The organism is Streptomyces sp. NPDC043726 (genome assembly GCF_056436565.1).
The window spans coordinates 74,342-98,284 of record NZ_JBWKCI010000004.1 but is presented as its reverse complement, the minus strand read 5'-3'; the positions used below and the strand labels follow the sequence as shown (position 1 = coordinate 98,284).

Sequence of the window (23,943 nt, the reverse complement as noted above, 5' to 3'; positions counted from 1 at the left end):
CGTGAGGGTCACCCCCGTCCCCACGGGCTCCCCGCCCCGGTGCGTGTTCCCCCGTACGCACCGGGGCGGGGTTTCTTCTGTGAGCGGTCCTTCTACGAGCAGTTCTTCTCCCGTAGTTCACGGATCCTTTGTTCCGGCGAGAAACAATGGGTACCGTCTGTCCTTGTCCACGGGACGGTCGGTCGGCTGGCCGATGTCCCTCAGGCGGTTAGGCTCTAGTCGCAAGGCTCACGTGCCCCGCACTTCCAGCGTCACATCCCATGAAGGAGATGCTCGTGCCGTCCATCGACGTCGTCGTAGCCCGGGAAATCCTGGACTCCCGAGGCAACCCCACGGTCGAGGTCGAGGTCGGCCTCGACGACGGCAGCACGGGTCGTGCCGCCGTTCCGTCCGGTGCCTCCACCGGTGCCTTCGAGGCCATCGAGCTCCGTGACGGCGACCCCAACCGCTACCTCGGCAAGGGCGTCGAGAAGGCCGTCCTCGCCGTGATCGAGCAGATCGGCCCGGAGCTCGTCGGCTACGACGCCACCGAGCAGCGCCTGATCGACCAGGCGATGTTCGACCTGGACGCCACCGACAACAAGGGCTCGCTCGGCGCCAACGCCATCCTCGGCGTCTCGCTCGCCGTCGCCCACGCCGCCTCCGAGGCCAGCGACCTCCCGCTCTTCCGCTACCTGGGCGGCCCGAACGCGCACCTGCTGCCGGTGCCGATGATGAACATCCTGAACGGCGGCTCGCACGCCGACTCCAACGTGGACATCCAGGAGTTCATGATCGCCCCGATCGGCGCGGAGTCCTTCTCCGAGGCGCTGCGCTGGGGCGCCGAGGTCTACCACACCCTCAAGAAGGTGCTGAAGACCAAGGGCCTGTCCACCGGTCTCGGCGACGAGGGCGGCTTCGCCCCGAACCTGGAGTCCAACCGCGCCGCCCTCGACCTCATCATCGAGGCCATCAAGGAGGCCGGTTACACCCCCGGCGAGCAGATCGCCCTCGCCCTCGACGTCGCCGCCTCCGAGTTCTACAAGGACGGCGTCTACACCTTCGAGGGCAAGGACCGCTCCGCCGCCGAGATGACGGAGTACTACGCCGAGCTCGTCGAGGCGTACCCGCTCGTCTCCATCGAGGACCCGCTGTTCGAGGACGACTGGGCCGGCTGGAACACCATCACCGAGAAGCTGGGCGACAAGGTCCAGATCGTCGGCGACGACCTCTTCGTCACCAACCCCGAGCGCCTCGCCCGCGGCATCGAGGAGGGCTCCGCCAACGCCCTGCTCGTCAAGGTCAACCAGATCGGCTCGCTGACCGAGACCCTGGACGCCGTCGAGATGGCCCAGCGCAACGGCTTCAAGTGCATGATGTCCCACCGCTCCGGTGAGACCGAGGACGTCACCATCGCCGACCTCGCCGTCGCCGTGAACTGCGGCCAGATCAAGACCGGTGCCCCGGCCCGCTCGGACCGCGTCGCCAAGTACAACCAGCTGCTGCGCATCGAGGAGATCCTCGATGACGCCGCGGTGTACGCCGGCCGCAGCGCCTTCCCGCGCTTCAAGGGCTGACCTCTCCCGGCGTAGCCAGTCGTACGTACGTCCCCGTACTCGGTCCCGTACCGTGTGCGGGGACGTACGCGCGTGTGTGAACGGGAGTGAGAGATGGCCGTCAAGGACCGGGACCGTTTCTCCACCGCGACCAGGATCCGGTTGCTGGGTGAGCAGACGGCGGCCCGTGTCTACCGCTCCCAGACCAAGCGGCAGGCCCGTCGCTCCCGGCTCACCGGCCGCGCGGCCCTGCTCGCCCTCGTCGTCTGCACCCTGGTCGTCGCCCTCGCCTATCCGATAAGGCAGTACGTCGCCCAGCGCGCCGAGATCGCCGATCTGGAACGGCAGCAGCAGCAGGCCCGGGAGCGGGTGGAGGAACTGCGCGATCTCAAGGCACGCTGGAAGGACGACGCGTACGCCGAGCAGCGGATCCGGGAGCGGCTGCACTACGTGATGCCGGGGGAGACCGGCTTCGTGGTGATCGATCCCGACGCGGCGAAGCAGGCGCGCACCGACCTCGGCGCGGCCGACCGGCCCTGGTACGCGAACGTGTGGGACGGGGTCGACAAGTCCGACGCCGCCGACCGGTAGCCGCCGCCGACCGGTACTCGCCGCCGACCGACAAACGAAGACGAAAGACTGTTAAGGCCCTTATGGAAACGCCCCCGCCCACCACTCCCCGCACCGAGCCGACCGACGCGGACGTCGAGGCCTTCAAGCAGCAGCTCGGGCGGCCGCCGCGCGGGCTGCGCGCCATCGCGCACCGGTGCCCCTGCGGACAGCCGGACGTGGTGGAGACGGCGCCCCGGCTGCCGGACGGCACGCCGTTCCCGACGCTGTACTACCTGACGTGCCCGAAGGCCAACTCGGCGATCGGCACGCTGGAGGCGAACGGCGTGATGAAGGAGATGACCGCGCGCCTGGCGACCGACCCGGAGCTGGCCGCGGCCTATCGCGCCGCCCACGAGGACTACATCCGCCGCCGCGACGAGATCGAGGAGCTGACGGGCTTCCCGAGCGCGGGCGGCATGCCGGACCGCGTGAAGTGCCTGCACGTCCTGGTCGCGCACTCGCTGGCCGCCGGACCCGGCGTGAACCCGCTCGGGGACGAGGCGCTCGCGATGCTGCCGGAGTGGTGGCGCAAGGGCTCGTGCGTGACGCCGGTTCAGGAGGAGGCCAAGTGACCCGTGTCGCCGCCATCGACTGCGGTACGAACTCGATCCGGCTCCTCGTCGCCGACGCCGACCCGGTGACGGGCGAACTCGTCGACCTGGACCGCCGTATGACCATCGTCCGGCTCGGGCAGGGGGTCGACCGGACCGGGCGGCTCGCGCCGGAGGCGCTGGAACGGACCTTCGCCGCCTGCCGGGAGTACGCGGCGGTCATCAAGGAGCACGGCGCCGAGCGCCTGCGGTTCGTGGCCACCTCCGCCTCCCGGGACGCCGAGAACCGGGACGACTTCGTGCGCGGGGTCATGGACATCCTGGGCGTCGAGCCGGAGGTGATCAGCGGGGACCAGGAGGCCGAGTTCTCCTTCACCGGGGCCACCAGGGAACTCGCCGAGCACGACCATCTCCCGGGGCCCTACCTCGTGGTGGACATCGGCGGGGGGTCCACCGAGTTCGTCGTCGGCGCGGAGCACGTACGGGCGGCCCGGTCCGTCGACGTCGGATGCGTGCGGATGACCGAGCGGCACCTCGTGCGGGACGGCGTCGTCTCCGACCCGCCCACCGCCGAGCAGATCGCCGCCATGCGCGCCGACATCGAGGCCGCCCTCGACCTCGCCGAGCGGACCGTGCCGCTGCGCGAGGCGCACACGCTGGTCGGACTCGCCGGGTCCGTCACCACCGTGTCCGCCATCGCCCAGGAGCTGCCCGAGTACGACTCGGCGCGCATCCACCACTCACGGGTCTCCCACGACCGCGTCCGCGAGATCACCGAGTGGCTGCTGCGCTCCACCCACGCCGAGCGGGCGGCCGTACCGTCGATGCACCCGGGACGGGTCGACGTCATCGCGGCCGGCGCCCTCGTCCTGCTGGCGATCATGGAGCGGATCGGTGCCGAGGAGGTCGTCGTGAGCGAGCACGACATCCTCGACGGCATCGCGTGGTCGGTGGCGTAGCTTCCGCGGGGCGCTCCCGGCGCTCTCCCGACGCGCTCCCGGCCCGCCCTTGCCACCCTTTGTTACTCGCCGGTAGCCTCGGTTGAGCAGGCCATGTCGCCGTCTGAGCAAGGTTTGAGTGGCTCTCGAGGGCCTCCGGGCGACACTTCGTCGGGAAAGTTCGTGAAGTTCTTCACAAGGAATTCGGCCCGGTCGGGGTCCGGAAGGGGTCACGTTGACCCTTCCGGGGCCCCAACGGCCCCTTGAACGCGTTCAGAAGGGGTGGCCGGGGGTGTCGAAAGGGGAGGGTGCGCGAGGGTGTTTCGGAGGGCTCACCGTGGCCCCGGATGCCCAGAGAGGCAGCTCACGCGGCATTGACAACGGTCTCCCCTACACCGCCGTTCCCGGTCCACGCCATGACCTGGGTCACGCGGGTCGCGGAGGATAACACACCCCCTCGAAGAGCTTGTGAAGGGGCGCACGAGCGACCCCCCAGGGGCGGGTGGATACTCGATGGCATGAGCACCACGGAGCGTCCCAGGATCCTCGTAGTAGGCGGTGGGTACGTAGGCCTGTACGCAGCTCGGCGCATTCTCAAGAAGATGCGCTACGGAGAGGCGACCGTCACGGTCGTCGACCCCCGGTCGTACATGACCTACCAGCCCTTCCTCCCCGAAACCGCCGCCGGCAGCATCTCCCCGCGCCACGTCGTCGTCCCGCTGCGACGCGTGCTGCCCAAGGCGGAGGTCCTCACCGGCCGGGTCACCACCATCGATCAGGACCGCAAGGTCGCCACGATCGCCCCGCTGGTCGGCGAGGCGTACGAGCTGCCCTTCGACTACCTGGTCATCGCGATGGGCGCGGTCTCCCGCACCTTCCCGATCCCCGGCCTCGCCGAGCAGGGCATCGGCATGAAGGGCATCGAGGAGGCCATCGGCCTGCGCAACCACGTCCTCGAGCAGCTCGACAAGGCCGACTCCACCACCGACGAGGAGATCCGCCGCAAGGCGCTCACCTTCGTCTTCATCGGCGGCGGCTTCGCCGGCGCGGAGACCATCGGTGAGGTCGAGGACATGGCCCGCGACGCGGCCAAGTACTACACCAGCGTCTCCCGCGAGGACATGCGGTTCATCCTCGTCGACGCCGCGGACAAGATCCTTCCCGAGGTCGGCCCCAAGCTCGGCCAGTACGGCAAGGAGCACCTGGAGGCCCGCGGGGTCGAGGTCTACCTCTCCACCTCCATGGACTCCTGCGTCGACGGGCACGTGGTGCTGAAGAACGGCCTCGAGGTCGACTCCAACACCATCGTCTGGACCGCCGGTGTGAAGCCGAACCCGGTCCTGTCCCGCTTCGGTCTGCCGCTCGGCCCCCGCGGTCACGTCGACTGCCAGCCGACGCTCCAGGTCACGGGCACCGACTACATCTGGGCCGCGGGCGACAACGCCCAGGTTCCGGACCTGGTCGGCCGCAAGGCCGGCAACGAGAACGCCTGGTGCCCGCCGAACGCGCAGCACGCGCTGCGGCAGGCCAAGGTCCTCGGCGACAACGTGATCTCCGGCATGCGGGGCTTCCCGCAGAAGGACTACGAGCACGCCAACAAGGGCGCGGTGGCCGGCCTCGGCCTCCACAAGGGCGTCGCGATGATCGTCATGGGCAAGATGAAGATCAAGCTCAAGGGCCGGCTCGCGTGGTACATGCACCGCGGCTACCACGGCCTGGCGATGCCGACGTGGAACCGCAAGATCCGCGTCTTCGCCGACTGGACGCTCGGCATGTTCCTCAAGCGCGAGGTCGTGGCGCTCGGCGCGCTCGAGTCGCCGCGCGAGGAGTTCTACGAGGCGGCCAAGCCCGCCCCGGCTCCCGCGGCCGCCGCGCCGAAGACCGAGGAGAAGGCCAAGGCCTCCTGACCTGACGGTCGTTGATCCATCCGAAGGGCCTCCCGCCATCCGTGGTGCGGGGGGCCCTTCGGCGTTCCCGTGCGGTCCGCGGCCGCGTCACACCGAACTCTTAACGCAGATGGGGGACTGCGCCCCCGCCCCGTTGGTGTTTACGTGGGTGTGGGACATTCCGGATCTCCGTCATGGAGGTGTGCGCCATGGCAGACGCCGCGCCGCGGCTGAAGGGCCTCGTCGAGCAGTTGCTGGGAGCACCGCTCCCGTTGCGTATCCGCGCCTGGGACGGATCACAGGCAGGCCCGCCCGGCGCACCGGCGCTGGTCGTCCACAACCGCCGCGCCGTGCGCCGGCTGCTGTGGCGGCCGGGCGAACTCGGGCTCGCCCGCGCCTGGGTGGCCGGCGACCTGGACATCGAGGGGGACCTCTACGGCGCCCTCGACGTGCTCTCCGGGCTGATCTGGGAGCGCGGCGAGGACGCCCGCTCGCTCGGCGAGACGCTGCGCGATCCCGAGGCACGCTCGGCGATCGCCGGGCTGTTCAGGATGGCCGGGCCGCCGCTGCCGCCCGCGCCCCCCGAGGAGGAAGTCCGCAGACGCCGCGGCCACCTCCACACCAAGCGCACCGACCGCCGCGCCATCAGCCACCACTACGACGTCGGCAACGACTTCTACGAGATCGTCCTCGGCCCGTCCATGGTGTACTCCTGCGCCTATTGGGAGGCCTCGGACAGCAGCCTGGAGGCCGCCCAGCACGACAAGCTCGACCTGGTCTGCCGCAAACTCGGCCTGGTTCCCGGCACGCGACTGCTCGACGTCGGCTGCGGCTGGGGCTCGATGGCGATCCACGCCGCCCGCGACCACGGGGTGAGCGTCGTCGGCATCACCCTCTCCCAGGAGCAGGCGGCCTACGCCCGCAAGCGCGCCGCCGACCAGGGCCTCACCGACCGGATCGAGATCCGCGTCCAGGACTACCGGGACGTCATGGACGGGCCGTACGAAGCGATCTCCTCCATCGGCATGGCCGAACACGTCGGCGCCGAGCGGTATCTGGCGTACGCCGAGGACCTGCACCGGCTGCTGGCGCCGGGCGGGCGGCTCCTCAACCACCAGATCGCCCGGCGCCCGCAGCGCGACGAGTCGTCGTACAGCGTCGACGAGTTCATCGACGCCTACGTCTTCCCCGACGGCGAACTCCAGCCCGTCGGCGTCACGGTCGACCGGCTGGAGCGCGCCGGGTTCGAGGTGCGGGACGTGGAGTCGATCCGGGAGCACTACGCCCTCACCCTGCGCCACTGGGTGGCCCGTCTGGAGGCCGACTGGGACCGGGCGGTACGGCTCACCGGCCCCGGCCGCGCCCGGGTGTGGCGCCTGTACATGGCGGCCTCGGCGCTGGCCTTCGAGCACAACCGCATCGGCGTCAACCAGGTGCTGGCGGTCCGCACCCCCGACTCGGGCGCGTCCGGGATGCCGCTGCGCGCCCGAACCTGGGGCTGAGACGCCAAGGGCCCCGCTCCCTCCCGGGAACGGGGCCCTCGCGCTGTGCACGGCTACTCCGTCTTGATCGCGTTGAGCATGTTCAGCCGCGCGGCGTTGCGGGCCGGCCACATCGCGGCCAGGACTCCCACCAGACCGGCCAGCACCAGGAAGATCCCGATCCGGTCCCACGGCAGGACCAGCGCGTAGCCGGGGATCGCGTCGGCGAAGGTCTCGCCGATCGCCCAGCCGAGGAACGCGCCGAGGCCGATGCCGACCACCGCGCCGAACACCGAGATCGCCACGGCCTCCAGCCGGACCATGCGCTTGACCCGGCGCCGGTCGAGGCCGATCGCCCGCAGCATGCCGATCTCCTGCTGCCGTTCGAAGACCGACATCGCCAGGGTGTTGACCACCCCCAGCACCGCGATGATCAGGGCCATCGCCAGCAGGCCGTACATGATGTTCAGCAGGGTGTTGATGGCGCCGCCGAACTCGTTGCGGATGTCCTGGCGGTCCATGACGGTGATCGCCGGGTTGTCGCCCAGCGCGTCGACGAGGACCTTCTCGTTGGCCGCCGACTGGCCGCCGTCCACCTTCACGAAGATCTGACGGATGTACGGCTTCGCCTCGTGCTCGCTCACGACCTTCCGGTCGACGAGCACGGGGGAGAGGAACTCGCTGTCCTCGTAGACGGCGCCGACCGTCAGCGTGGCCTTCTTCTCGTCGGCGAAGGTGAACTCGACCCGGTCGCCGGGCTTCCAGCCCTTGCTCTTCGCCGTCTTCTCGGCGACCGCGATCCGCCCCTCGGCGAGCGAGTCGACGTCACCGTCGACGACGTCGACGTTCAGGACGCGCTGGATGTCGCCCGGGGTGACCGCGGAGGCGGAGACGTAGTCGTCGCCGGCCTGGAGATAGGCGTCCTGCTGCGGGGAGACCGCCGATACGCCCTTGGCCTTCTCCAGCGCCGTCAGCGCGGACTGGTCCAGGTCGCCGCCGTTGGCCATCGAGACCATGTAGTCGGCCTTGATGTTGTCCGTGGTCATCTTGTCGATGGCCGTGCCGACCGTGATGCCGAGCACCGACAGGCCGGTCACCAGCGTCAGTCCGATCGCCAGCGCGGAGGCGGTGGCTCCGGTGCGCCGGGGGTTGCGGACCGCGTTCTGGCCGGCCAGCTTGCCGGCCACCCCGAACGGGCCGACGAGCAGCGGACGGACGAGCGCGATCACGGGCCGGGACAGCAGCGGGATCAGGATGATCACACCGACCAGCGCGAGGAACGCGCCCACGCCGATGTACAGGCGGCCGTCGTCACCGCCGGTCGAGGCGCCCAGCACGATCCCGGCGGCGCCGAGGGCGGTGATGGCCGCGCCGATGGAGTTGCGCAGCACCAGCGACTTGGTGGTGGCCACGGCGTGGACGCTGTTCATGGCGGCCACGGGCGGGATCTTCGCGGCCCGGCGGCCGGGCAGCCAGGCGGCGAACATCGTGATCAGCACACCGACGCCGATCGCGGCGAGCACCGGCGTGGCGGACACGACCAGCGGGCCGCCCGGGATCTTCATCTCGAACGCGGCCATGCCGGACCGCAGACCGACCGCGAGGCCGATGCCGAGGGCGAAGCCGATCACCGAGGCGACCAGGCCCACCACCGCGGCCTCGGCGAGCACGGAGCGGGTGATCTGCTTGCGGGACGCGCCCACGGCGCGCATCAGGGCGATCTCCCTCGTGCGCTGGGCGACCAGCATGGTGAAGGTGTTGGAGATCAGGAAGACCCCGACGAACAGCGCGATGCCGGCGAAGCCGAGCAGGACCTGCTTGAGGTTGCCGAGGCCCCGCTCGATCTCCTCGGCCTGCTCGTCCGCGAGTGCCTGGCCGGTCTGGGCCTCGGCGGTGTCCGGCAGCAGCGGCTCGACCGCGTTCAGGATCCGCGTGTCGGTCGCGCCGGAGGCGGCGGTGACGGTGACGCTCTCGAAGTAGCCCGGCTCGAGGTACTGCTTCTGGGCGACGGCGGTGTCGAACAGGACGAGGCTGCCGCCGGCGTTCACGGCGCCGTCCTCGGTGGTGAACACACCGCTGAGGGTGTACTCCGCCACGGGCCCGTTGGTCGCGACCCGGACCCGGTCGCCGACCTCGTACCGGCCCTTGGCGGCGGACTCCTCGTCCAGGGCGATCTGATCGTCCTTCACCGGGCCCGAGCCGTCGGTGAATTCGTACGCGGGGTCCTCGCCGTCCTTGCCGGGGGCGAAGTTGGAGCCCTTGTTGGACCAGCCGACGCCGATCAGCTTGCCGTCGGGGTCGGCGACCCCGGCGAAGCCCTCGACACGGCCGTAGGCGCCGGCGACGCCGTCCACGGCGGAGATCCGGTCGACGGTCTTCCGCGAGAGGCCGGGCTCCTCCTCGGGGTTGTCCGGGTCGGCGTGCGAGGTGACGGCGACGGCGACGTCGTCGTAGCTCTTCGCCGACTGGTTGCGGAAGGCGTTGGAGAGGGTGTCGGCGAAGACCAGGGTGCCGGAGACGAACGCGACGCCGAGCATGACGGCGAGCACGGTCATCAGCAGCCGGGCCTTGTGCGCGAGAACGTTGCGCAGGGCGGTGCGGAACATCAGGAGGTGCGGCCCTTCGCGTCGATCTCGGGGGTCTGGGGGTTCCCCCCAGAAAAACGCAGCATGAAGTCGAGCACGTTGTCGGCCGTGGGGCCGTACATCTCGTCCACGATGCGGCCGTCGGCGAGGAAGACCACCCGGTCCGCGTAGGCGGCGGCGACCGGGTCGTGGGTCACCATCACCACGGTCTGACCCAACTCCCGTACGGAGTTGCGCAGGAAGCCCAGCACCTCGGCGCCGGACCGGGAGTCGAGGTTTCCGGTGGGCTCGTCACCGAAGATGATCTCCGGCTTGGAGGCGAGGGCGCGGGCGACCGCGACGCGCTGCTGCTGGCCGCCGGAGAGCTGCGCGGGGCGGTGGCTGAGCCGGTCCGACAGGCCGACCATCTCGATGACCGAATCCAGCCACTGCCTGTCCGGCTTGCGGCCCGCGATGTCCATCGGGAGGGTGATGTTCTCCAGCGCGGTCAGCGTCGGCAGCAGGTTGAAGGCCTGGAAGATGAAACCGATCTTGTCCCGGCGCAACTTGGTGAGCTGCTTGTCCTTCAGCGAGCCCAACTCGGTGTCGCCGATGCGCACGGAGCCGGAGGAGAAGGTGTCCAGGCCCGCCACGCAGTGCATCAGCGTGGACTTGCCGGAGCCGGACGGGCCCATGATCGCGGTGAACTCGGCCTGGCGGAACTCGACGGAGACCCGGTCCAGGGCGACCACCTGGGTCTCGCCCTGTCCGTAGATCTTCGACAGATCCTGGGCGCGCGCGGCCACGGCGGTGGCCCGGCCGGCGATGGATGCGGTGGTCACGAGTAGGCGCTCCTCGGCATGCGACGGAAGGTGTTCGGGGGATGTCATCCATCGTCATGGCCGCCGGGGCCCGTGTAGTCAGCCGCTGTTCCGGTTCCGAAGGCAGACTCGGGTCGGACCGGGCGTGCTCGTGTCATACCTGGGGATGACGGCGGCCCCTGAGAACCACTGTGTCGAGAACAGGTGGAGCGTCCTTGTTCGGGCGGTGAAATTCCGTCATTCCGCATGCGTGGCCGAGCGCCTCACGCAAGGCTATTGGCAAGTGCGGATGGCCCGTTCCGTGGGCTGATGCACCCTCAGACGTCAATAAAATAAGACAACATCGGGCCGTCCTTCCGCTGTTCGGGGGATGTATCCCGATAGGCTCGGAACCTCGATGCGGAGCCCATGGCCTGCCCGGATGGTGGAATGCAGACACGGCGAGCTTAAACCTCGCTGCCCCTCGCGGGCGTACCGGTTCAAGTCCGGTTCCGGGCACCTCCGACACCTGCACCGTCCATTGAAGACTTCACCGCAGAGCCGTTGACAGCGCGCGGACGCGGTCGGAAACTCATGGGCGAAAGTCAGTGAAACAAACTTCACTGCGCGAACAAGTGAGAGGGAGGCTGCTCGATGCGCACCACCGTCGGCATCATCGGAGCCGGCCCCGCCGGGCTCCTCCTCGCCCGGCTGCTGCACCGCGCCGGGATCGACTCGGTCGTCCTGGAGAGCCGGGACCGCGCCTACGTCGAGCAGCGGCAGCGCGCCGGGATCCTCGAACAGGGCACGGTCGACGTCCTGCGCGCGGCCGGGGCCGGGGAGCGCATGGACCGCGAGGGCCTGCGCCACGACGGCATAGAGCTGCGCTGGGACCGCACCCGCCACCGCGTCGACTTCCCCGCCCTCACCGGCGGCCGGTCGGTGACCGTCTACGCCCAGACCGAGGTCTGCAAGGACCTCATCGCCCTGCAGCTGAAGGAGGGCGGCCCGCTGCTGTTCGAGGCGGAGGCCCTGGCGGTGGAGGACGCCGGCACCGACCGCCCGCGCGTCCGCTTCCGGCACGAGGGCCGCGAGGAGGTGCTGGAGTGCGACTACGTCGTCGGCTGCGACGGCTTCTGGGGTGTGGCCCGCCGGGCGATCCCCGCGGAGCTCGTCCGGGTCTTCGAGCGGACGTACCCCTTCGCCTGGCTGGGCATCCTGGCCGACGTGCCCCCGTCCCACGACGAGCTGGTCTACGCCCGCCACGACCGGGGCTTCGCGCTGCTCTCCATGCGCTCCCCCTCCGTCTCCCGCCTCTACCTCCAGGTGGCCGACGGCACCGACGCGGAGGACTGGCCGGACGAGGAGATCTGGGCCGAGCTGGAGCGCCGCTTCGAGACGGCCGACGACTGGCGCCTCGACCGCGGCCCGATCACCCAGAAGTCGGTCACCCCGATGCGCTCCTACGTCCACGAGCCCATGCGCCACGGCCGCCTCTTCCTGGCCGGTGACGCGGCGCACATCGTGCCGCCGACCGGGGCCAAGGGGCTGAACCTGGCCGTGGGGGACGTCGTCACCTTCGCGCGGGCGCTGACGTACGAGAAGGAGACCGGCTCGCCGGAGCTGCTCGACGCCTACTCCGCGACCTGTCTGGAGCGGGTGTGGCAGGCCGAGCGGTTCTCCTACGACATGACGGCCCTGCTCCACCGGGCCCCCGGCGCGACCCCCTTCGAGGACCGCCTCCAGCTCGCCCGGCTCGCGCGGATCGCCTCCTCGCGGGCCGCCGAGACCGATCTGGCCGAGGCGTACACGGGGTTCCCGTTCGGTTAAGAGTGAGCGGTGGTGGTGGCGGGAATCACCCGGTCGCGTAGCGTGTTGGGCAGCATGGTGAGGGAAAGATCCTCCGCAGGTAGTAGGGTCAATCCTTTGCCTTTCCATTACTCTTGAGGCCAAGGTCGCGTAGGCGTCCATGGAGGAGTGAAATGAGGAGCAGCAACCCGGTCTTCTCGCGACGGGGGTTCAGCCGCGACAACGGCTACGCGGGCTTCAACGCCCAGCCGCAGGCCGGGGGCGCCGCTGTGGGCACGCAGGGCAACCCGTATGCCCAGCCGCAGGGTGGTAACCCGTACGCCCAGAACCCGTACGCGCAGAACCCTTACGCCCAGCAGGACCTGCAGCACGGCGCGCCGCCGCAGGCCCCGGTCACCACCGGCCGGATGACGATGGACGACGTCGTCCTGCGCACCGGCACGACCCTCGGCACCCTGATCGTCACCGCCGCGCTCGCATGGGCGCTGCTGCCGGTCGACGACGCCAACATCAACAAGTCCTACGGCATCGCCATCGTCGCCGGCCTGATCGGCATGGTCCTGGCGCTGGTGCAGTCCTTCAAGCGCAAGGCCTCGCCCGCGCTGATCCTGACGTACGCCGCGTTCGAGGGTGTCTTCCTCGGTGTGGTCTCCAGCGTCGTCGACAACCGCATCGCGGACGGCGCGGCCATGCAGGCCGTGCTCGGCACGATGGGTGTCTTCCTCAGCGTGCTGATCGCCTACAAGGCGGGCTGGATCCGGGTCAACCGCCGCTTCGTCGGCTTCGTGATGGCGGCCGCGCTCGGCTTCATCATGCTGATGGCGGTCAACCTGCTGTTCGCGGTCTTCGGCGGCGGCGACGGCCTCGGCTTCCGCAGCGGCCCGCTCGGCATCCTCATGGGTGTCGTCGGCATCCTGCTCGGCGCGGCCTTCCTGGCCCTGGACTTCAAGCAGGTCGAGGACGGCATCGCCTACGGCGCCCCGCGCGAGGAGGCCTGGCTCGCCGCCTTCGGCCTCACGCTGACGCTGGTGTGGATCTACATGGAGTTCCTGAGGATCATCTCGATCCTCAACAGCAGTGACTGATCGGCGGTTTCGGCCGGTCTGACACGGCTGTTCCGAAGGGCCCCGGGCTTCCCGCCCGGGGCCCTTCGCCGTCTGTGCGCGCCTAGGCCCTGCCGTCAAATTCCCGCCTGCCCCGCGGCGTTTGGCACGCACGCTCGCCGCGTTGCCGGGTCGTCCACGTGACTCCGCCACGCGGACGACCCGGCGCCTTGCGATCGCACGCGCCAAACGCCGCGGGGCCCGCCCTTCGGGCGGACGACGGGAATTTGACGACAGCGCCTAGAGGAATTTGCGCGCCGCCCTCCTCAGGTCGTACTCGTGGACGATCGCCTTCGCGTGGCCGTACGCGAGGTCGTACTCGTGGCGAAGCCAGCTGACCTTCTCTTCGAAGCGGAAGAGGGCCGGGCCTTCCTCCACGGTGCGCAGCCAGTCGGAGACTTCACGACCGGTGCAATGGGGGATGCGGGCGAGCATGTTGCGGTGGGTCTCCTCGGAGAGGACGTGGGACATCGGCGCCTCCGGACGCAAAGGGGATGTAAGCCGGTCCTTCAGGTCACGGTGCCTGAGCGTTCGCGTATTGGCAACAGTCCCGGTGCTGCGCGTACGGTTGCGGCGTGGTGGATACGACGCGTCTGACGCAGGCTGTGGATCACTTCGCCGACCGGTTGAGGGCGGCACCGCAATCCCGACTGCAACGGGGGGCCGCGGCCGAGGCGCTGGGTCTGGCCAGGGAGTTGTCCCGGCGGGCGCAGCTGCTCGAGGACGCCTCGCGGGAGCCTCTGGAGATGCCGGACGCGGGGATGTTCGCCGCCGCCGACCAAATCACCGTCGCGGTGCACGACTTGGGCCTCGTCCTGACGGACGAGGCCCAGGTGGAAGAAGCTGTGGAACTGGTGGCAGCGGCCCAGAAGCGCGCCGGAGTGTGACTCCTACAGGCTCGCTATGACCCGGTCCGCCAGGATGTACACGTTCTCCTCGCCGCAGGCGAAGGTCAGCGTGTACGCGCCCGAGATGCCCGAGCCGCCCAGCAGGAACGGGGTCTCACCCGTGCGGAGGGCCTCGGCGAGGCGTTCCGCCGTTTCGCGGTGGCCCGGGGTCATGCACAGGGTCGTGCCGTCGGCGAAGACGTAGACGTCGAGGGTGCCGAGGGGCCCCGGGCGGACGTCGGTGAGTTCGGTGGCCGAGGCGGCCAGCTCCTCCAGGGCGGCGACCGTACGCTCATGGTCGTTCACCACCGGCGACTGCACCGGCACGAAGTCCGGGTGCGAGGGGTGCCGGCGGCGGGCCGCGGCCAGCTCGGGGGACTCCCCGGCGAACTCGTCGGCGTCCGCGCTCGGCTCGGCGACCGGCTCCAGGGGCTCAAGGCCCACGAAATCGGCCTGCCGCGGCAGGTACAGCTCGCTGTCGCTCAGGCCCAGCAGGGTCGGCGCGTCGGAGGCGTCCCGGGCCTCCTGGGCGGCCCAGAACGCGCGCGCCTCCGCCAGCTCCCGTTCCCGCTCCTCCGCCAGGGCCTCGGCCACGGCGGCGCGTATCTCGTCGGTGTCGGCGGCCGGACGGGCGGCGGGCACCAGACCCCGGGCCGCGGCCGCGTTGCTCGCGGCGAGCTCGGTGTGCAGGGCCGCGACCTGCCGGCGCAACACCATGAGGGTGCGCAGGACGGCGACGCCCACGGCGCCGGTGGCGGCCGTGGTGAGCAGCAGGGCGATGGGCATGGCGCTCACTGACGTACTCCCGGTTCAAAGTCGACCCCCGACTTCCTACATCAGCTTGAAGGGAGGACTATCCAGCTGTCAGTGCGTAACGTCACGAACCGGACAGGACTTTGGGTCTGGCGGGGTCGGGTGAAACGCGTCTGACCTGCGAAAACCCCTCGTCAGAGGGAGATAGGTCACATCCTGGGGGAGATTGGATCACAAAAAGGCCCGGAACCTTGGCGGTTACCGGGTTCCGGGCCTATGGGTCACTCAGGGTCGTACGCCGAACACGCTCAGCTCAGACGCTCGATGACCATCGCCATGCCCTGGCCGCCGCCCACGCACATGGTCTCCAGACCGAACTGCTTGTCGTGGAACTGCAGGGAGTTGATGAGCGTGCCGGTGATGCGGGCGCCCGTCATGCCGAAGGGGTGACCGACCGCGATGGCGCCGCCGTTGACGTTCAGCTTGTCGAGGTCGATGCCCAGGTCGCGGTAGGAGGGGATCACCTGCGCGGCGAAGGCCTCGTTGATCTCGACCAGGTCGATGTCGTCGATCGTCAGGCCGGCGCGGCGCAGCGCCTGCTGGGACGCCTCCACCGGGCCGAGGCCCATGATCTCGGGGGAGAGGCCGGAGACGCCGGTCGAGACGATCCGGGCGAGCGGGGTCAGGCCCAGCTCGCGGGCCTTGGTGTCGCTCATGATGACGACCGCCGCGGCACCGTCGTTCAGCGGGCAGCAGTTGCCCGCGGTGACCATGCCGTCCGGGCGGAAGACCGGCTTCAGGCCCTGCACGCCCTCCAGGGTGACGCCGGCGCGCGGGCCGTCGTCCTTGCTGACGACCGTGCCGTCGGGCAGGGTCACCGGGGTGATCTCGCGCTCCCAGAAGCCGTTCTTGATGGCTTCCTCGGCGAGGTTCTGCGAGCGGACGCCGAACTCGTCCATGTCCTGCCGGGTCACGCCCTTCCAGCGGGCGAGGTTCTCGGCGGTCTGGCCCATCGCGATGTAGGCGTCCGGGACGAGGCCGTCCTCGCGCGGGTCGTGCCAGGTCGTGCCCTCCTGCGTGGCGACCTCGGCGGTGCGGGCCTCGGCCTCGGCGAAGAGCGGGTTGTGCGTGTCCGGCAGGGAGTCGGAGTTGCCCTTGGTGAAGCGGGAGACCATCTCGACACCGGCCGAGATGAAGACGTCGCCCTCGCCGGCCTTGATGGCGTGCAGGGCCATGCGGCTGGTCTGCAGGGACGAGGAGCAGTACCGGGTGACGGTGCAGCCGGGCAGGTGGTCCATGCCCATCTGGACGGCCACGATCCGGCCGAGGTTGTTGCCCTGCTCGCCGCCGGGCAGACCGCAGCCGAGCATCAGGTCGTCGATGTCGCGCGGGTCCAGCTCGGGGACCTTGGCGAGGGCGGCCTGGATGATCGTGGCGGTGAGGTCGTCCGGGCGCAGGTCCTTGAGGGAGCCCTTGAAAGCGCGGCCGATGGGGGAGCGGGCGGTCGAGACGATCACGGCTTCGGGCATCACGGCTCCAGACGACGACGGAAGAGGGGCGTACGGGGGAAGTTACCTGTACGTAAGGCTTCGGTCACCGCTATCCGGGTGTGATGCGGACCTCTTTTCCAAGCGCTTGCTTAGGGCCTCCTCCGGGGTGTCGGCCGCCTTCGGCTCGGCGGGGGCGGGTGCGGGGACGAACAGCCAGTCCACCGGCGGCTTGGTCAGCGGCTGGACCAGGCGGCGTACCCAGGGCGTACCGAGCACCACCGCGAGCAGCACCCCGCACACCATCAGGCCGAGCAGCTCCGCGTGGGTGTCCGCGCGGGCGATGTGACCGCGCTCGCGCAGCGGCAGGATGATCAGCGGGTGCAGCAGGTAGATGGTGAAGCCGCCCGAGCCGAGCGCGGAGATCAGCGGCAGCCGTCGTCTCGGTATCAGGCGCAGCAGGCAGAGCACCAGGCCCGCGGCCGAGGCCAGCACCGCCAGCCGGACCAGCCAGGCGCCCTCCATGCCCAGTGGGGTGTCGGCCTGGTACGCGTGGCGCATCGACAGCCAGGTGCCCTTCACGTCGTCGTGCCAGAACCAGCCGACGGTGAACGAGGCGAGCACCCCCGCCATGGCGACCGGCAGACTCCACCGGCTTTCGAACCACTCCCGGAGCGCGCCCTGCCCGAGGCGCCACCCGAGGTAGAACAGCGGCAGGTAGACGAGGGTCCGGCTGGCCGAGAACTGCATGCCGAACTCCTCCACGTACCCGACCGCCAGCGCGACGGCCGTGGTGACCAGCAGCGGATGGCGCAGCTGGACCACCAGGGGCTCAGCAGCCGCCAGAAGAAGAGCGACATCAGGAACCACAGCGTCCACGGCAGCTGGGTGATGTGCACCGTGAAGCGGCCGCCGAGCGCGTACACCTCCAGCGAGTACAGCAGGCTGAAGATCAGGGCCGGCAGGGCGATGGAGTGCAGCAGTGTCCTCAGCTGGCGCGCGCCCAGCGGGCCGCCGCCGCTGAACACGCCGGCCAGGATCACGAAGAGCGGGACCCGGAACGCCCAGGTGCCGACGTGGTAGGCGCCCAGCGGGTCGTGGCGGGTCATCAGGCTGCCCACGGTGTGCAGGACCACGATCAGTGCCGCGGACACGAACCGGGCGTTGTCCCACCAGGGGTCACGGATCCGGCTCTGGCCGGTGGAACTCGTCGGCGGCTTTTCCATCGCGGGGGCGTGCTCCTGACAGCAGCATGACAGCGGATGCACACCTTCGCCCAAGGCGGGGGTGATCCGGTTACGTCATCCCGCTCGGACGGTGAACGATGCGTGTACGGAAGGCGGATCCGCAGGAGGGGGGCCTTCCGGTTCGCGTCCGCCAGGTCGGCGGCACCAGGACCTGGCGCGGAATCATGTGCGTGCCCGGAGGGGGCCTCGGGCCGTACCGGCCGCTGAAAGAGCTGTGCGCGGGGACCGCCGCACCCCCGTTGCCGGGGGGCGGGACGACGGCGGTCCCCGCGAGGGACACGGGCCGGGTCAGGACCGGGCCTCGCGTCCGTGGCGTCCATGGAGGTCCGGGAGCCGCTCCGGAGGTCCTTGGCGCCGTTCGGCGCCGGCCGGGGCGGGGAGCCGCTCCCGCCCTGCCGACAACCCCCAATCTGCCGTACCCGTGTTAAGCGGGTGCTGCGCGGACGTGACACGCTCGTACCACTTCCGCGAAGCGACGAAGGGTGCTGATCACCGCAAGTTCGCCGCCGACACGGGCCGTTCACCGGACGTTCGCCGCTACTTACCGCCCTTGGCGAGGAACGCCAGCAGGTCCTGACGGCCGATCACCCCGGTGGGCTTGCCCTCGACCAGGACGATCGCCGCGTCCGCCGTACCGAGCACGGACATCAGGTCGCCGACCGGTTCGCCGGAGCCGACCTGCGGCAGCGGGGCCGACATGTGCTTCTCCAGCGGGTCCTCCAGCGAGGCCCGCTTGGTGAACAGGGCGTCGAGCAGCTCCCGTTCGACGACGGACCCGACGACCTCCGCCGCCATCACGTCCGGGTGGCCGGCGCCCGGCTTGACGATCGGCATCTGCGAGACGCCGTACTCGCGCAGGACTTCGATGGCCTGGCCGACGGTCTCGTCGGGGTGCATGTGGACGAGGGACGGGATGGCGCCGTGCTCCTTGTCGCTGAGCACGTCGGCGACGCGGGCGCTCGGGCCCTCGTCCTCCAGGAAGCCGTAGTCGGCCATCCACTCGTCGTTGAAGATCTTGCTGAGGTAGCCGCGGCCGCTGTCCGGCAGCAGGACGACGACCACGTCGTCCTCCTCCAGACGCTCGGCGACCCGCAGCGCGGCGACGACCGCCATGCCGCAGGAGCCGCCCACCAGCAGGCCCTCCTCCTTGGCCAGACGGCGGGTCATCTGGAAGGAGTCCTTGTCGGAGACCGGGACGATCTCGTCGGCGACCGTGCGGTCGTAGGCGGTCGGCCAGAAGTCCTCACCGACGCCCTCGACGAGGTACGGCCGCCCGGACCCGCCCGAGTACACCGAGCCCTCCGGGTCGGCGCCGATGACCTTGACCTTGCCGTCGCTGACGTCCTTCAGATAGCGGCCGGTGCCCGAGATGGTGCCGCCGGTGCCCACGCCCGCCACGAAGTGGGTGATCCGCCCCTCCGTCTGCTCCCACAGCTCGGGTCCCGTGGAGTGGTAGTGGGAGGCCGGGTTGTTGGGGTTGGAGTACTGGTCGGGCTTCCAGGCGCCCGGCGTCTCGCGGACCAGGCGGTCGGAGACGTTGTAGTAGGAGTCCGGGTGCTCCGGGTCCACGGCGGTCGGGCAGACGACGACCTCGGCGCCGTAGGCGCGCAGGACGTTGATCTTGTCGGTGCTCACCTTGTCGGGGCACACGAAGATGCACTTGTAGCCCTTCTGCTGGGCCACGATGGCGAGCCCGACCCCGGTGTTGCCGCTGGTCGGTTCGACGATGGTGCCGCCGGGCTTGAGCGCACCGCTCTCCTCCGCGGCCTCGATCATGCGCAGGGCGATCCGGTCCTTCACCGAGCCGCCGGGGTTGAAGTACTCCACCTTGGCCAGGACGGTCGCCTTGATGCCCTTGGTCACGCTGTTGAGCCTCACCAGCGGGGTGTTGCCGACGAGACTGATCATCGAGTCGTGGAAATGCACCGTTGTCTCCGGATGCTTGCAAAAGATGTGGTCGTTAGTGGTTCCGCCAGCCTATGGCCTGGGCGAGGGCCATGACGGTCGTTCACTCGCCGTTGGGATTGGGCCACGGTCCGTGCGGGGCAAGCAGTGGATGTACGGGTTCGAGGAGGTGGCGGCGAGGCATGACGAGCATGTCGAGGGCGAGGGTGGCCCGGCGGATCGCGGCCGGCGCCGCGTACGGCGGCGGCGGGATCGGTCTGGCGGGCGCGGCGGTCGTGGGTCTGGTGCTGGCGGAGGTCCAGCTGGCCAAGCGGGCCGTGGGCAACGGCACGGCGCCGCACGCGCCGAGCGCGGAGGGCCGGTACGGCCTGGGGTACACGACGCTGGGCGAGCCGCCGCTGCGCCTGCTGCTGCTGGGCGACTCCACGGCGGCGGGCCAGGGGGTACGGCGGTCCGGACAGACGCCGGGCGCGCTGCTGGCGTCAGGGCTCGCGGCGGTGGCGGAGCGGCCGGTGGAACTGCGCAACGTCGCCCTGCCGGGCGCCTGCTCCGACGACCTGGAACGCCAGGTGTCCGAGGCCCTGGCAGACTCCGGCCAGGTGCCCGACGTCTGCGTGATCATGATCGGCGCCAACGACGTCACGCACCGGATGCCCGCGACGCGCTCGGTGCGCTACCTCTCCACGGCGGTACGACGGCTGCGCACGGCCGGCGCCGAGGTGGTGGTCGGCACCTGCCCCGACCTCGGCACCATCGAGCCGGTCCAGCAGCCCCTGCGCTGGCTGGCCCGGCGCGCCTCGCGCCAGCTCGCGGCGGCCCAGACGATCGGCGTCGTCGAACAGGGCGGCCGTACGGTGTCGCTGGGCGATCTGCTGGGCCCGGAGTTCGCGGCGAACCCGCGCGAGATGTTCGGCGCGGACAGCTACCACCCCTCGGCGGAGGGCTACGCGACGGCCGCCATGGCCGTCCTCCCCACGGTCTGCGCGGCGCTCGGCCTGTGGCCCGCGGACGAGGAGCGCCCCGACGTCTCCCGCCGCGAGGGCTTCCTGCCGGTGGCCCGGGCCGCCGCGGAGGCGGCCTCGGAGGCCGGTACGGAGGTCACGGCGGCCATGCCGACCGGGCCCCGGGGCCCATGGGCCCTGCTCAAGCGCAGGCGTCGGCGGCGGGTGGCGGAGCCCCAGCTCAGCCCGGATCCGGCGGATCCGAGCCGGTCGGGGGTGTGATCCCTCGCCCGTCCACAGCGGATCGCGGCGCCGGGCAGCCGTACGCGGACCCCGGTCCCGCCGGTCAGTCCTCCCAGTCCGAGTCCTTGCGGGCCTTGCGGCCCCGGCGGAACAGGTCCGGGTTGATGCGGACCGCCTGGACGACGTTGACGCCGACGATGCCGGCCCAGGCGACGAACAGGCCGGACAGGCCCGCGACGCCGCCGCCGATGCCGGACAGCGGGATGGCCAGGACCAGCGAGACCAGGCCGAAGCCGAAGCGCTCGCCCCAGCTGTCCGTCGTCTGCGGCGACCGGGCGCCCCGGGCCACCACCATCTGCTGCTCGGCGAGCTGCCGGCGCACCCGGCGCTCGACCGCCCCGTCGATCCGCTGGTCGACCTTCTCCAGGAACGAGTCGACCAGCGCGGACTCGTACTCCTCGCCGAGATCCCTGCGGGCGTGCAGAGTCGCGTTGAGTTCCTTCTTCAGCTCGGTGTCCCGCGCGTCCATTCCGGTCATGGCACCTACGGTAGAAAGCGCGGGCGCCGGTCGCACTGGGGTTAGCCCCCCTGTTCGGCCGGGGGTCCCCCCGGCTGCTTCCGGCGGCTGAGCTCGGTCAGCCGGGCGGTGGTGAGGACGTTGCCGAGCCGGATGGTGCCGGAGGCGGGCGCGTCCAACTGGATCATGAGATGTCCCTTGCCCGGCCTGTATAACGTCATGCAGAGTTCTTGCTGTCTGAATAGGTTGGGGAGTCTGGGCTTGATGTCGTCTGGGATCGTGGACGGGCCTTCGGTCGTGGGCACCGGGTCGGTGCTCCTCGACGGCCGTGAACTCTCCGTCGCGGACGTGGTGCGCCTCGCCGACGGGGCCGCGCGGCCGGTGCCGGACGACGCGGCGATGAAGCGGGCCACCCGCTCCTGGGACGCCGCCCGGCAGATCGCCGCCACCGGACGCGTCTACGGCCGCTCCACCGGCGTCGGTGCCAACCGGAACGAGGACGTGCCCACCGAGGCCGCCGCCGGACACGGCCTGCGGCTGCTGCGGAGCCACGCCGGGGGCATCGGCGAGGAGCTGCCCGCCCGCCAGGTGCGCGCCATGCTCGCCGTACGGGCCAACCAACTGCTGGCCGGGGGCGCCGGCCTGCGGCCCACCGTCGTCACCGCCCTGTGCGAGGCCCTGGAGAGCGGGGCCTTCCCGGTCGTCAACGAGTTCGGCTCGGTCGGCACCGGCGACCTCGCCGCCCTCGCCCAGGTCGGACTCGCGCTCGCCGGGGAACACCCCTGGCGCGGAGCCGGCGCCCCCGAGCCGCAGCCGCTGGACAACAACGACGCGCTCGCCCTGATAAGCAGCAACGCCCTCACCCTCGGCCAGGCCGCCCTCGCCCTGCACGAACTGCGCGGGCTCATCGCCGCCACGCAGGTCGTCGCCGCGCTGTCCCTCCTCGCCGTCGACGGCTCGCACGAGCCCTACGCGGCGCCCGTGCACGAGGCCCGCCCGCATCGCGGGACCGCCGAAGTCGCCCGGCGCATGCGGGAGCTGATCGGCGCGGCGGACCGGCCCACGCCCCCGCTCGGGCGGATCCAGGACCCGTACGGCTTCCGCTGTCTGCCCCAGATCCACGGCCCCGCGCACGACGCGGCGGACGCCCTGGAGGCCGTGCTCGCGGTGGAGATCAACGCGGCCGCCGAGAACCCCCTCATCGCCGTGGACGACCTGGCCGCCTACCACCACGGCGGCTTCTACCAGGCTCAACTCGCCCTCGCGCTGGACCACTTCAGGCTCGCCGTCACCCAGGTGGCGCGCCTGTCCACGTCCCGGCTGTCCACCCTCAACGAGCCCGCCTACACCCGCCTGAAGCCCTTCCTCGCCGACCAGGAGCCCGCCTCGTCCGGGGTGATGATCCTGGAGTACTCCGCCGCGGCCGCCCTCGGTGACCTGCGCGCCTTCTCGGCTCCCGCCTCCCTCGGCCACGCTGTACTCTCCCGGGGCGTCGAGGAACAGGCCAGCTTCGCCTCGCTCGCCGCCCGGCAGACGCTGCGCGCGTGCGGCGCGTACCGGCTCGTCGTCGGCTGTGAACTCGTCGCCGCCGTACGGGCGCTGCGCCAGCGCGGCCTCAGGCCCGAGCCGGGGCTCCCGGCGGGGCGCGCGCTGGAACTGGCCGAGGCGGTGCTCGACGAGGACCAGGCCGACCGGCCGCTCACGGACGACGTGAGCGCGGCGGCCCGGCTGCTCGACCGGTTCACGGAGATCTGGAGGGGGAGCGCGGCATGAGCGCGGACAGGAACACGGTGGACACCCCGGCAGCCCGGCTGCAGGCGCTCTTCGAGGGGCACCGGCTGACGCCGACCCAGCGGCGCATCGCGCACAGCATGGTCCGGCGGGCCGCCGACGTGCCCTTTCTCTCCAGCGTCGAACTGGCCGAACTGGCGGGCGTCAGCCAGCCGTCCGTGACCCGCTTCGCCGTCGCCCTCGGCTTCGACGGCTACCCGGCCCTGCGCAAGCACCTGCGCGAGGTCGCGCCCGCCGAGCCGGTGGCCGCCGCGGGCACCTGCAACGAGTACCAGCAGGCCGTGGAGGCCGAGATCGAGAACCTGCGGCACCTGGCGGAGCTGCTCGCCGATCCCAGCCCGGTGCAGCGGGCGGGCCGGCTGCTGGCCGCCTCCCGGCCGCTGCCGGTGCTCGGACTGCGCGCGGCGGCCTCCCAGGCGTACGGCTTCGCCTACTTCGCCGCCAAGGTCCACCCGGACGTCCGGCTGCTGCACGAGGGCGGCACGATGGTCCACGACCGGATCGACGCCTGCGTCCGCGCGGGCGCCACGGCGCTGCTCTGCTTCGCGCTGCCCCGGCATCCGCGCGAGGTCCTGGACACCCTCGGCTACGCCAAGGAGGCCGGGCTGACCGTGGTCACCGTCGCCGACTCCGCCTTCGCGCCGGTCGCCAAGGCCTCCGACCTGCTGCTCCCGGCCGCCGTCGGGACCGGGCTCGCCTTCGACACCGCGTGCGCGCCGATGCTGCTCGGCCGGGTGCTGCTGGAGGCGATGTGCGACGACCTGCCGGACGCGCAGGCGCGCCTGGAGGAGTTCGACGCGCGGGCGGCGGCGCGCGGGCTGTTCGTGGAGTGATTTCTCAGCCTCGTCTCACACTGGCCCGCTAGTCTCCCGCCACGGCGAGTCCGGAATTCG

General features: G+C 70.9%; 22 protein-coding genes and 1 tRNA gene. 14 read left to right on the top strand and 9 right to left on the bottom strand.

Annotated elements, in window-relative coordinates:
• Positions 1–275: 275 nt before the first annotated feature.
• The 6 genes from eno to AC068Z_RS12740 all read left to right on the top strand — a co-directional run bounded on the left by eno (position 276) and on the right by AC068Z_RS12740 (position 7,024).
• Complete coding sequence (eno, locus tag AC068Z_RS12765) at positions 276–1,556, top strand: phosphopyruvate hydratase (protein WP_478555352.1); 1,281 nt, start codon at positions 276–278, stop codon at positions 1,554–1,556.
• A 93-nt stretch (positions 1,557–1,649) separates the two neighbouring features.
• Positions 1,650–2,126, top strand: coding sequence for an FtsB family cell division protein (locus AC068Z_RS12760; RefSeq protein WP_478554628.1), 477 nt, complete (start codon positions 1,650–1,652; stop codon positions 2,124–2,126).
• Between the two features lie 62 nt (positions 2,127–2,188).
• Positions 2,189–2,719 carry a DUF501 domain-containing protein gene (locus tag AC068Z_RS12755; RefSeq protein ID WP_478554627.1) on the top strand — a complete coding sequence of 177 codons (531 nt, stop codon included), beginning with the start codon at positions 2,189–2,191 and terminating at the stop codon, positions 2,717–2,719.
• Positions 2,716–3,657 carry a Ppx/GppA phosphatase family protein gene (locus tag AC068Z_RS12750; protein WP_478554626.1) on the top strand — a complete coding sequence of 314 codons (942 nt, stop codon included), beginning with the start codon at positions 2,716–2,718 and terminating at the stop codon, positions 3,655–3,657. The genes AC068Z_RS12755 and AC068Z_RS12750 overlap by 4 nt, the downstream gene beginning before the upstream one ends.
• A 497-nt stretch (positions 3,658–4,154) precedes the next feature.
• On the top strand, positions 4,155–5,543 hold the full coding sequence (locus tag AC068Z_RS12745) for an NAD(P)/FAD-dependent oxidoreductase (protein ID WP_478554625.1): 1,389 nt from the start codon (positions 4,155–4,157) through the stop codon (positions 5,541–5,543).
• A gap of 188 nt (positions 5,544–5,731) precedes the next feature.
• The gene (locus AC068Z_RS12740) at positions 5,732–7,024 is read left to right on the top strand and encodes a class I SAM-dependent methyltransferase (RefSeq protein ID WP_478554624.1); all 1,293 of its coding nucleotides are present in this window, start codon (positions 5,732–5,734) and stop codon (positions 7,022–7,024) included.
• A gap of 53 nt (positions 7,025–7,077) precedes the next feature.
• Here AC068Z_RS12740 and AC068Z_RS12735 read toward each other — a convergent pair whose 3' ends face one another.
• Both AC068Z_RS12735 and AC068Z_RS12730 read right to left on the bottom strand, forming a co-directional pair.
• Entirely contained in the window at positions 7,078–9,609 is a 2,532-nt protein-coding gene (locus AC068Z_RS12735; protein WP_478554623.1) for an ABC transporter permease, read from the bottom strand.
• Complete coding sequence (locus tag AC068Z_RS12730) at positions 9,609–10,409, bottom strand: ABC transporter ATP-binding protein (RefSeq protein WP_478554622.1); 801 nt, start codon at positions 10,407–10,409, stop codon at positions 9,609–9,611. Before AC068Z_RS12730 ends, AC068Z_RS12735 begins: the two co-directional genes overlap by 1 nt.
• Positions 10,410–10,803: 394 nt before the next feature.
• On the opposite strand from AC068Z_RS12730, the gene AC068Z_RS12725 reads away from it, so the two are divergent.
• The 3 genes from AC068Z_RS12725 (at position 10,804) to AC068Z_RS12715 (ending at position 13,261) form a co-directional block, all read left to right on the top strand.
• A tRNA-Leu gene (locus AC068Z_RS12725) sits at positions 10,804–10,886 on the top strand.
• A 135-nt stretch (positions 10,887–11,021) separates the two neighbouring features.
• Positions 11,022–12,197: a 4-hydroxybenzoate 3-monooxygenase gene (locus tag AC068Z_RS12720; RefSeq protein ID WP_478554621.1), complete on the top strand. Its 1,176-nt coding sequence runs from the start codon at positions 11,022–11,024 to the stop codon at positions 12,195–12,197.
• A 152-nt stretch (positions 12,198–12,349) separates the two neighbouring features.
• Positions 12,350–13,261, top strand: a complete 912-nt coding sequence (locus tag AC068Z_RS12715) for a Bax inhibitor-1/YccA family protein (protein ID WP_478554620.1) — start codon at positions 12,350–12,352, stop codon at positions 13,259–13,261.
• Positions 13,262–13,519: 258 nt separating this feature from the next.
• On the opposite strand, the gene AC068Z_RS12710 is transcribed toward AC068Z_RS12715, so the two are convergent.
• Positions 13,520–13,750, bottom strand: a complete 231-nt coding sequence (locus AC068Z_RS12710) for a DUF4287 domain-containing protein (RefSeq protein ID WP_095753563.1) — start codon at positions 13,748–13,750, stop codon at positions 13,520–13,522.
• A gap of 104 nt (positions 13,751–13,854) precedes the next feature.
• On the opposite strand from AC068Z_RS12710, the gene AC068Z_RS12705 reads away from it, so the two are divergent.
• The gene (locus AC068Z_RS12705) at positions 13,855–14,166 is read left to right on the top strand and encodes a hypothetical protein (RefSeq protein WP_478554619.1); all 312 of its coding nucleotides are present in this window, start codon (positions 13,855–13,857) and stop codon (positions 14,164–14,166) included.
• 3 nt (positions 14,167–14,169) lie between these two features.
• Here AC068Z_RS12705 and AC068Z_RS12700 read toward each other — a convergent pair whose 3' ends face one another.
• From AC068Z_RS12700 to AC068Z_RS12690, 3 genes are all read right to left on the bottom strand, one after another.
• A complete protein-coding gene (locus AC068Z_RS12700) occupies positions 14,170–14,952 on the bottom strand; it encodes a hypothetical protein (protein ID WP_478555350.1) in 783 nt (260 codons plus the stop codon).
• Positions 14,953–15,227: 275 nt separating this feature from the next.
• Complete coding sequence (locus tag AC068Z_RS12695; protein WP_478554618.1) at positions 15,228–16,448, bottom strand: acetyl-CoA C-acetyltransferase; 1,221 nt, start codon at positions 16,446–16,448, stop codon at positions 15,228–15,230.
• A 42-nt stretch (positions 16,449–16,490) separates the two neighbouring features.
• Positions 16,491–17,231: an acyltransferase family protein gene (locus AC068Z_RS12690; RefSeq protein WP_478554617.1), complete on the bottom strand. Its 741-nt coding sequence runs from the start codon at positions 17,229–17,231 to the stop codon at positions 16,491–16,493.
• Between AC068Z_RS12690 and AC068Z_RS12685 the strand changes: the two genes are divergently transcribed.
• Complete coding sequence (locus AC068Z_RS12685) at positions 17,214–17,489, top strand: hypothetical protein (protein WP_478554616.1); 276 nt, start codon at positions 17,214–17,216, stop codon at positions 17,487–17,489. The genes AC068Z_RS12690 and AC068Z_RS12685 overlap by 18 nt on opposite strands.
• A gap of 701 nt (positions 17,490–18,190) precedes the next feature.
• On the opposite strand, the gene AC068Z_RS12680 is transcribed toward AC068Z_RS12685, so the two are convergent.
• Positions 18,191–19,579 carry a cystathionine beta-synthase gene (locus AC068Z_RS12680; protein WP_478554615.1) on the bottom strand — a complete coding sequence of 463 codons (1,389 nt, stop codon included), beginning with the start codon at positions 19,577–19,579 and terminating at the stop codon, positions 18,191–18,193.
• 161 nt (positions 19,580–19,740) lie between these two features.
• Between AC068Z_RS12680 and AC068Z_RS12675 the strand changes: the two genes are divergently transcribed.
• Complete coding sequence (locus AC068Z_RS12675; protein WP_478554614.1) at positions 19,741–20,781, top strand: SGNH/GDSL hydrolase family protein; 1,041 nt, start codon at positions 19,741–19,743, stop codon at positions 20,779–20,781.
• A 64-nt stretch (positions 20,782–20,845) separates the two neighbouring features.
• On the opposite strand, the gene AC068Z_RS12670 is transcribed toward AC068Z_RS12675, so the two are convergent.
• Together AC068Z_RS12670 and AC068Z_RS12665 are read right to left on the bottom strand one after the other, a co-directional pair.
• Entirely contained in the window at positions 20,846–21,271 is a 426-nt protein-coding gene (locus tag AC068Z_RS12670) for a hypothetical protein (RefSeq protein WP_478555348.1), read from the bottom strand.
• Positions 21,272–21,321: 50 nt separating this feature from the next.
• Entirely contained in the window at positions 21,322–21,447 is a 126-nt protein-coding gene (locus AC068Z_RS12665) for a hypothetical protein (RefSeq protein ID WP_478554613.1), read from the bottom strand.
• 76 nt (positions 21,448–21,523) lie between these two features.
• On the opposite strand from AC068Z_RS12665, the gene AC068Z_RS12660 reads away from it, so the two are divergent.
• On the top strand, positions 21,524–23,032 hold the full coding sequence (locus AC068Z_RS12660; protein WP_478554612.1) for an aromatic amino acid ammonia-lyase: 1,509 nt from the start codon (positions 21,524–21,526) through the stop codon (positions 23,030–23,032).
• Positions 23,029–23,883, top strand: a complete 855-nt coding sequence (locus AC068Z_RS12655; RefSeq protein WP_478554611.1) for a MurR/RpiR family transcriptional regulator — start codon at positions 23,029–23,031, stop codon at positions 23,881–23,883. The genes AC068Z_RS12660 and AC068Z_RS12655 overlap by 4 nt, the downstream gene beginning before the upstream one ends.
• Positions 23,884–23,943: the final 60 nt, after the last annotated feature.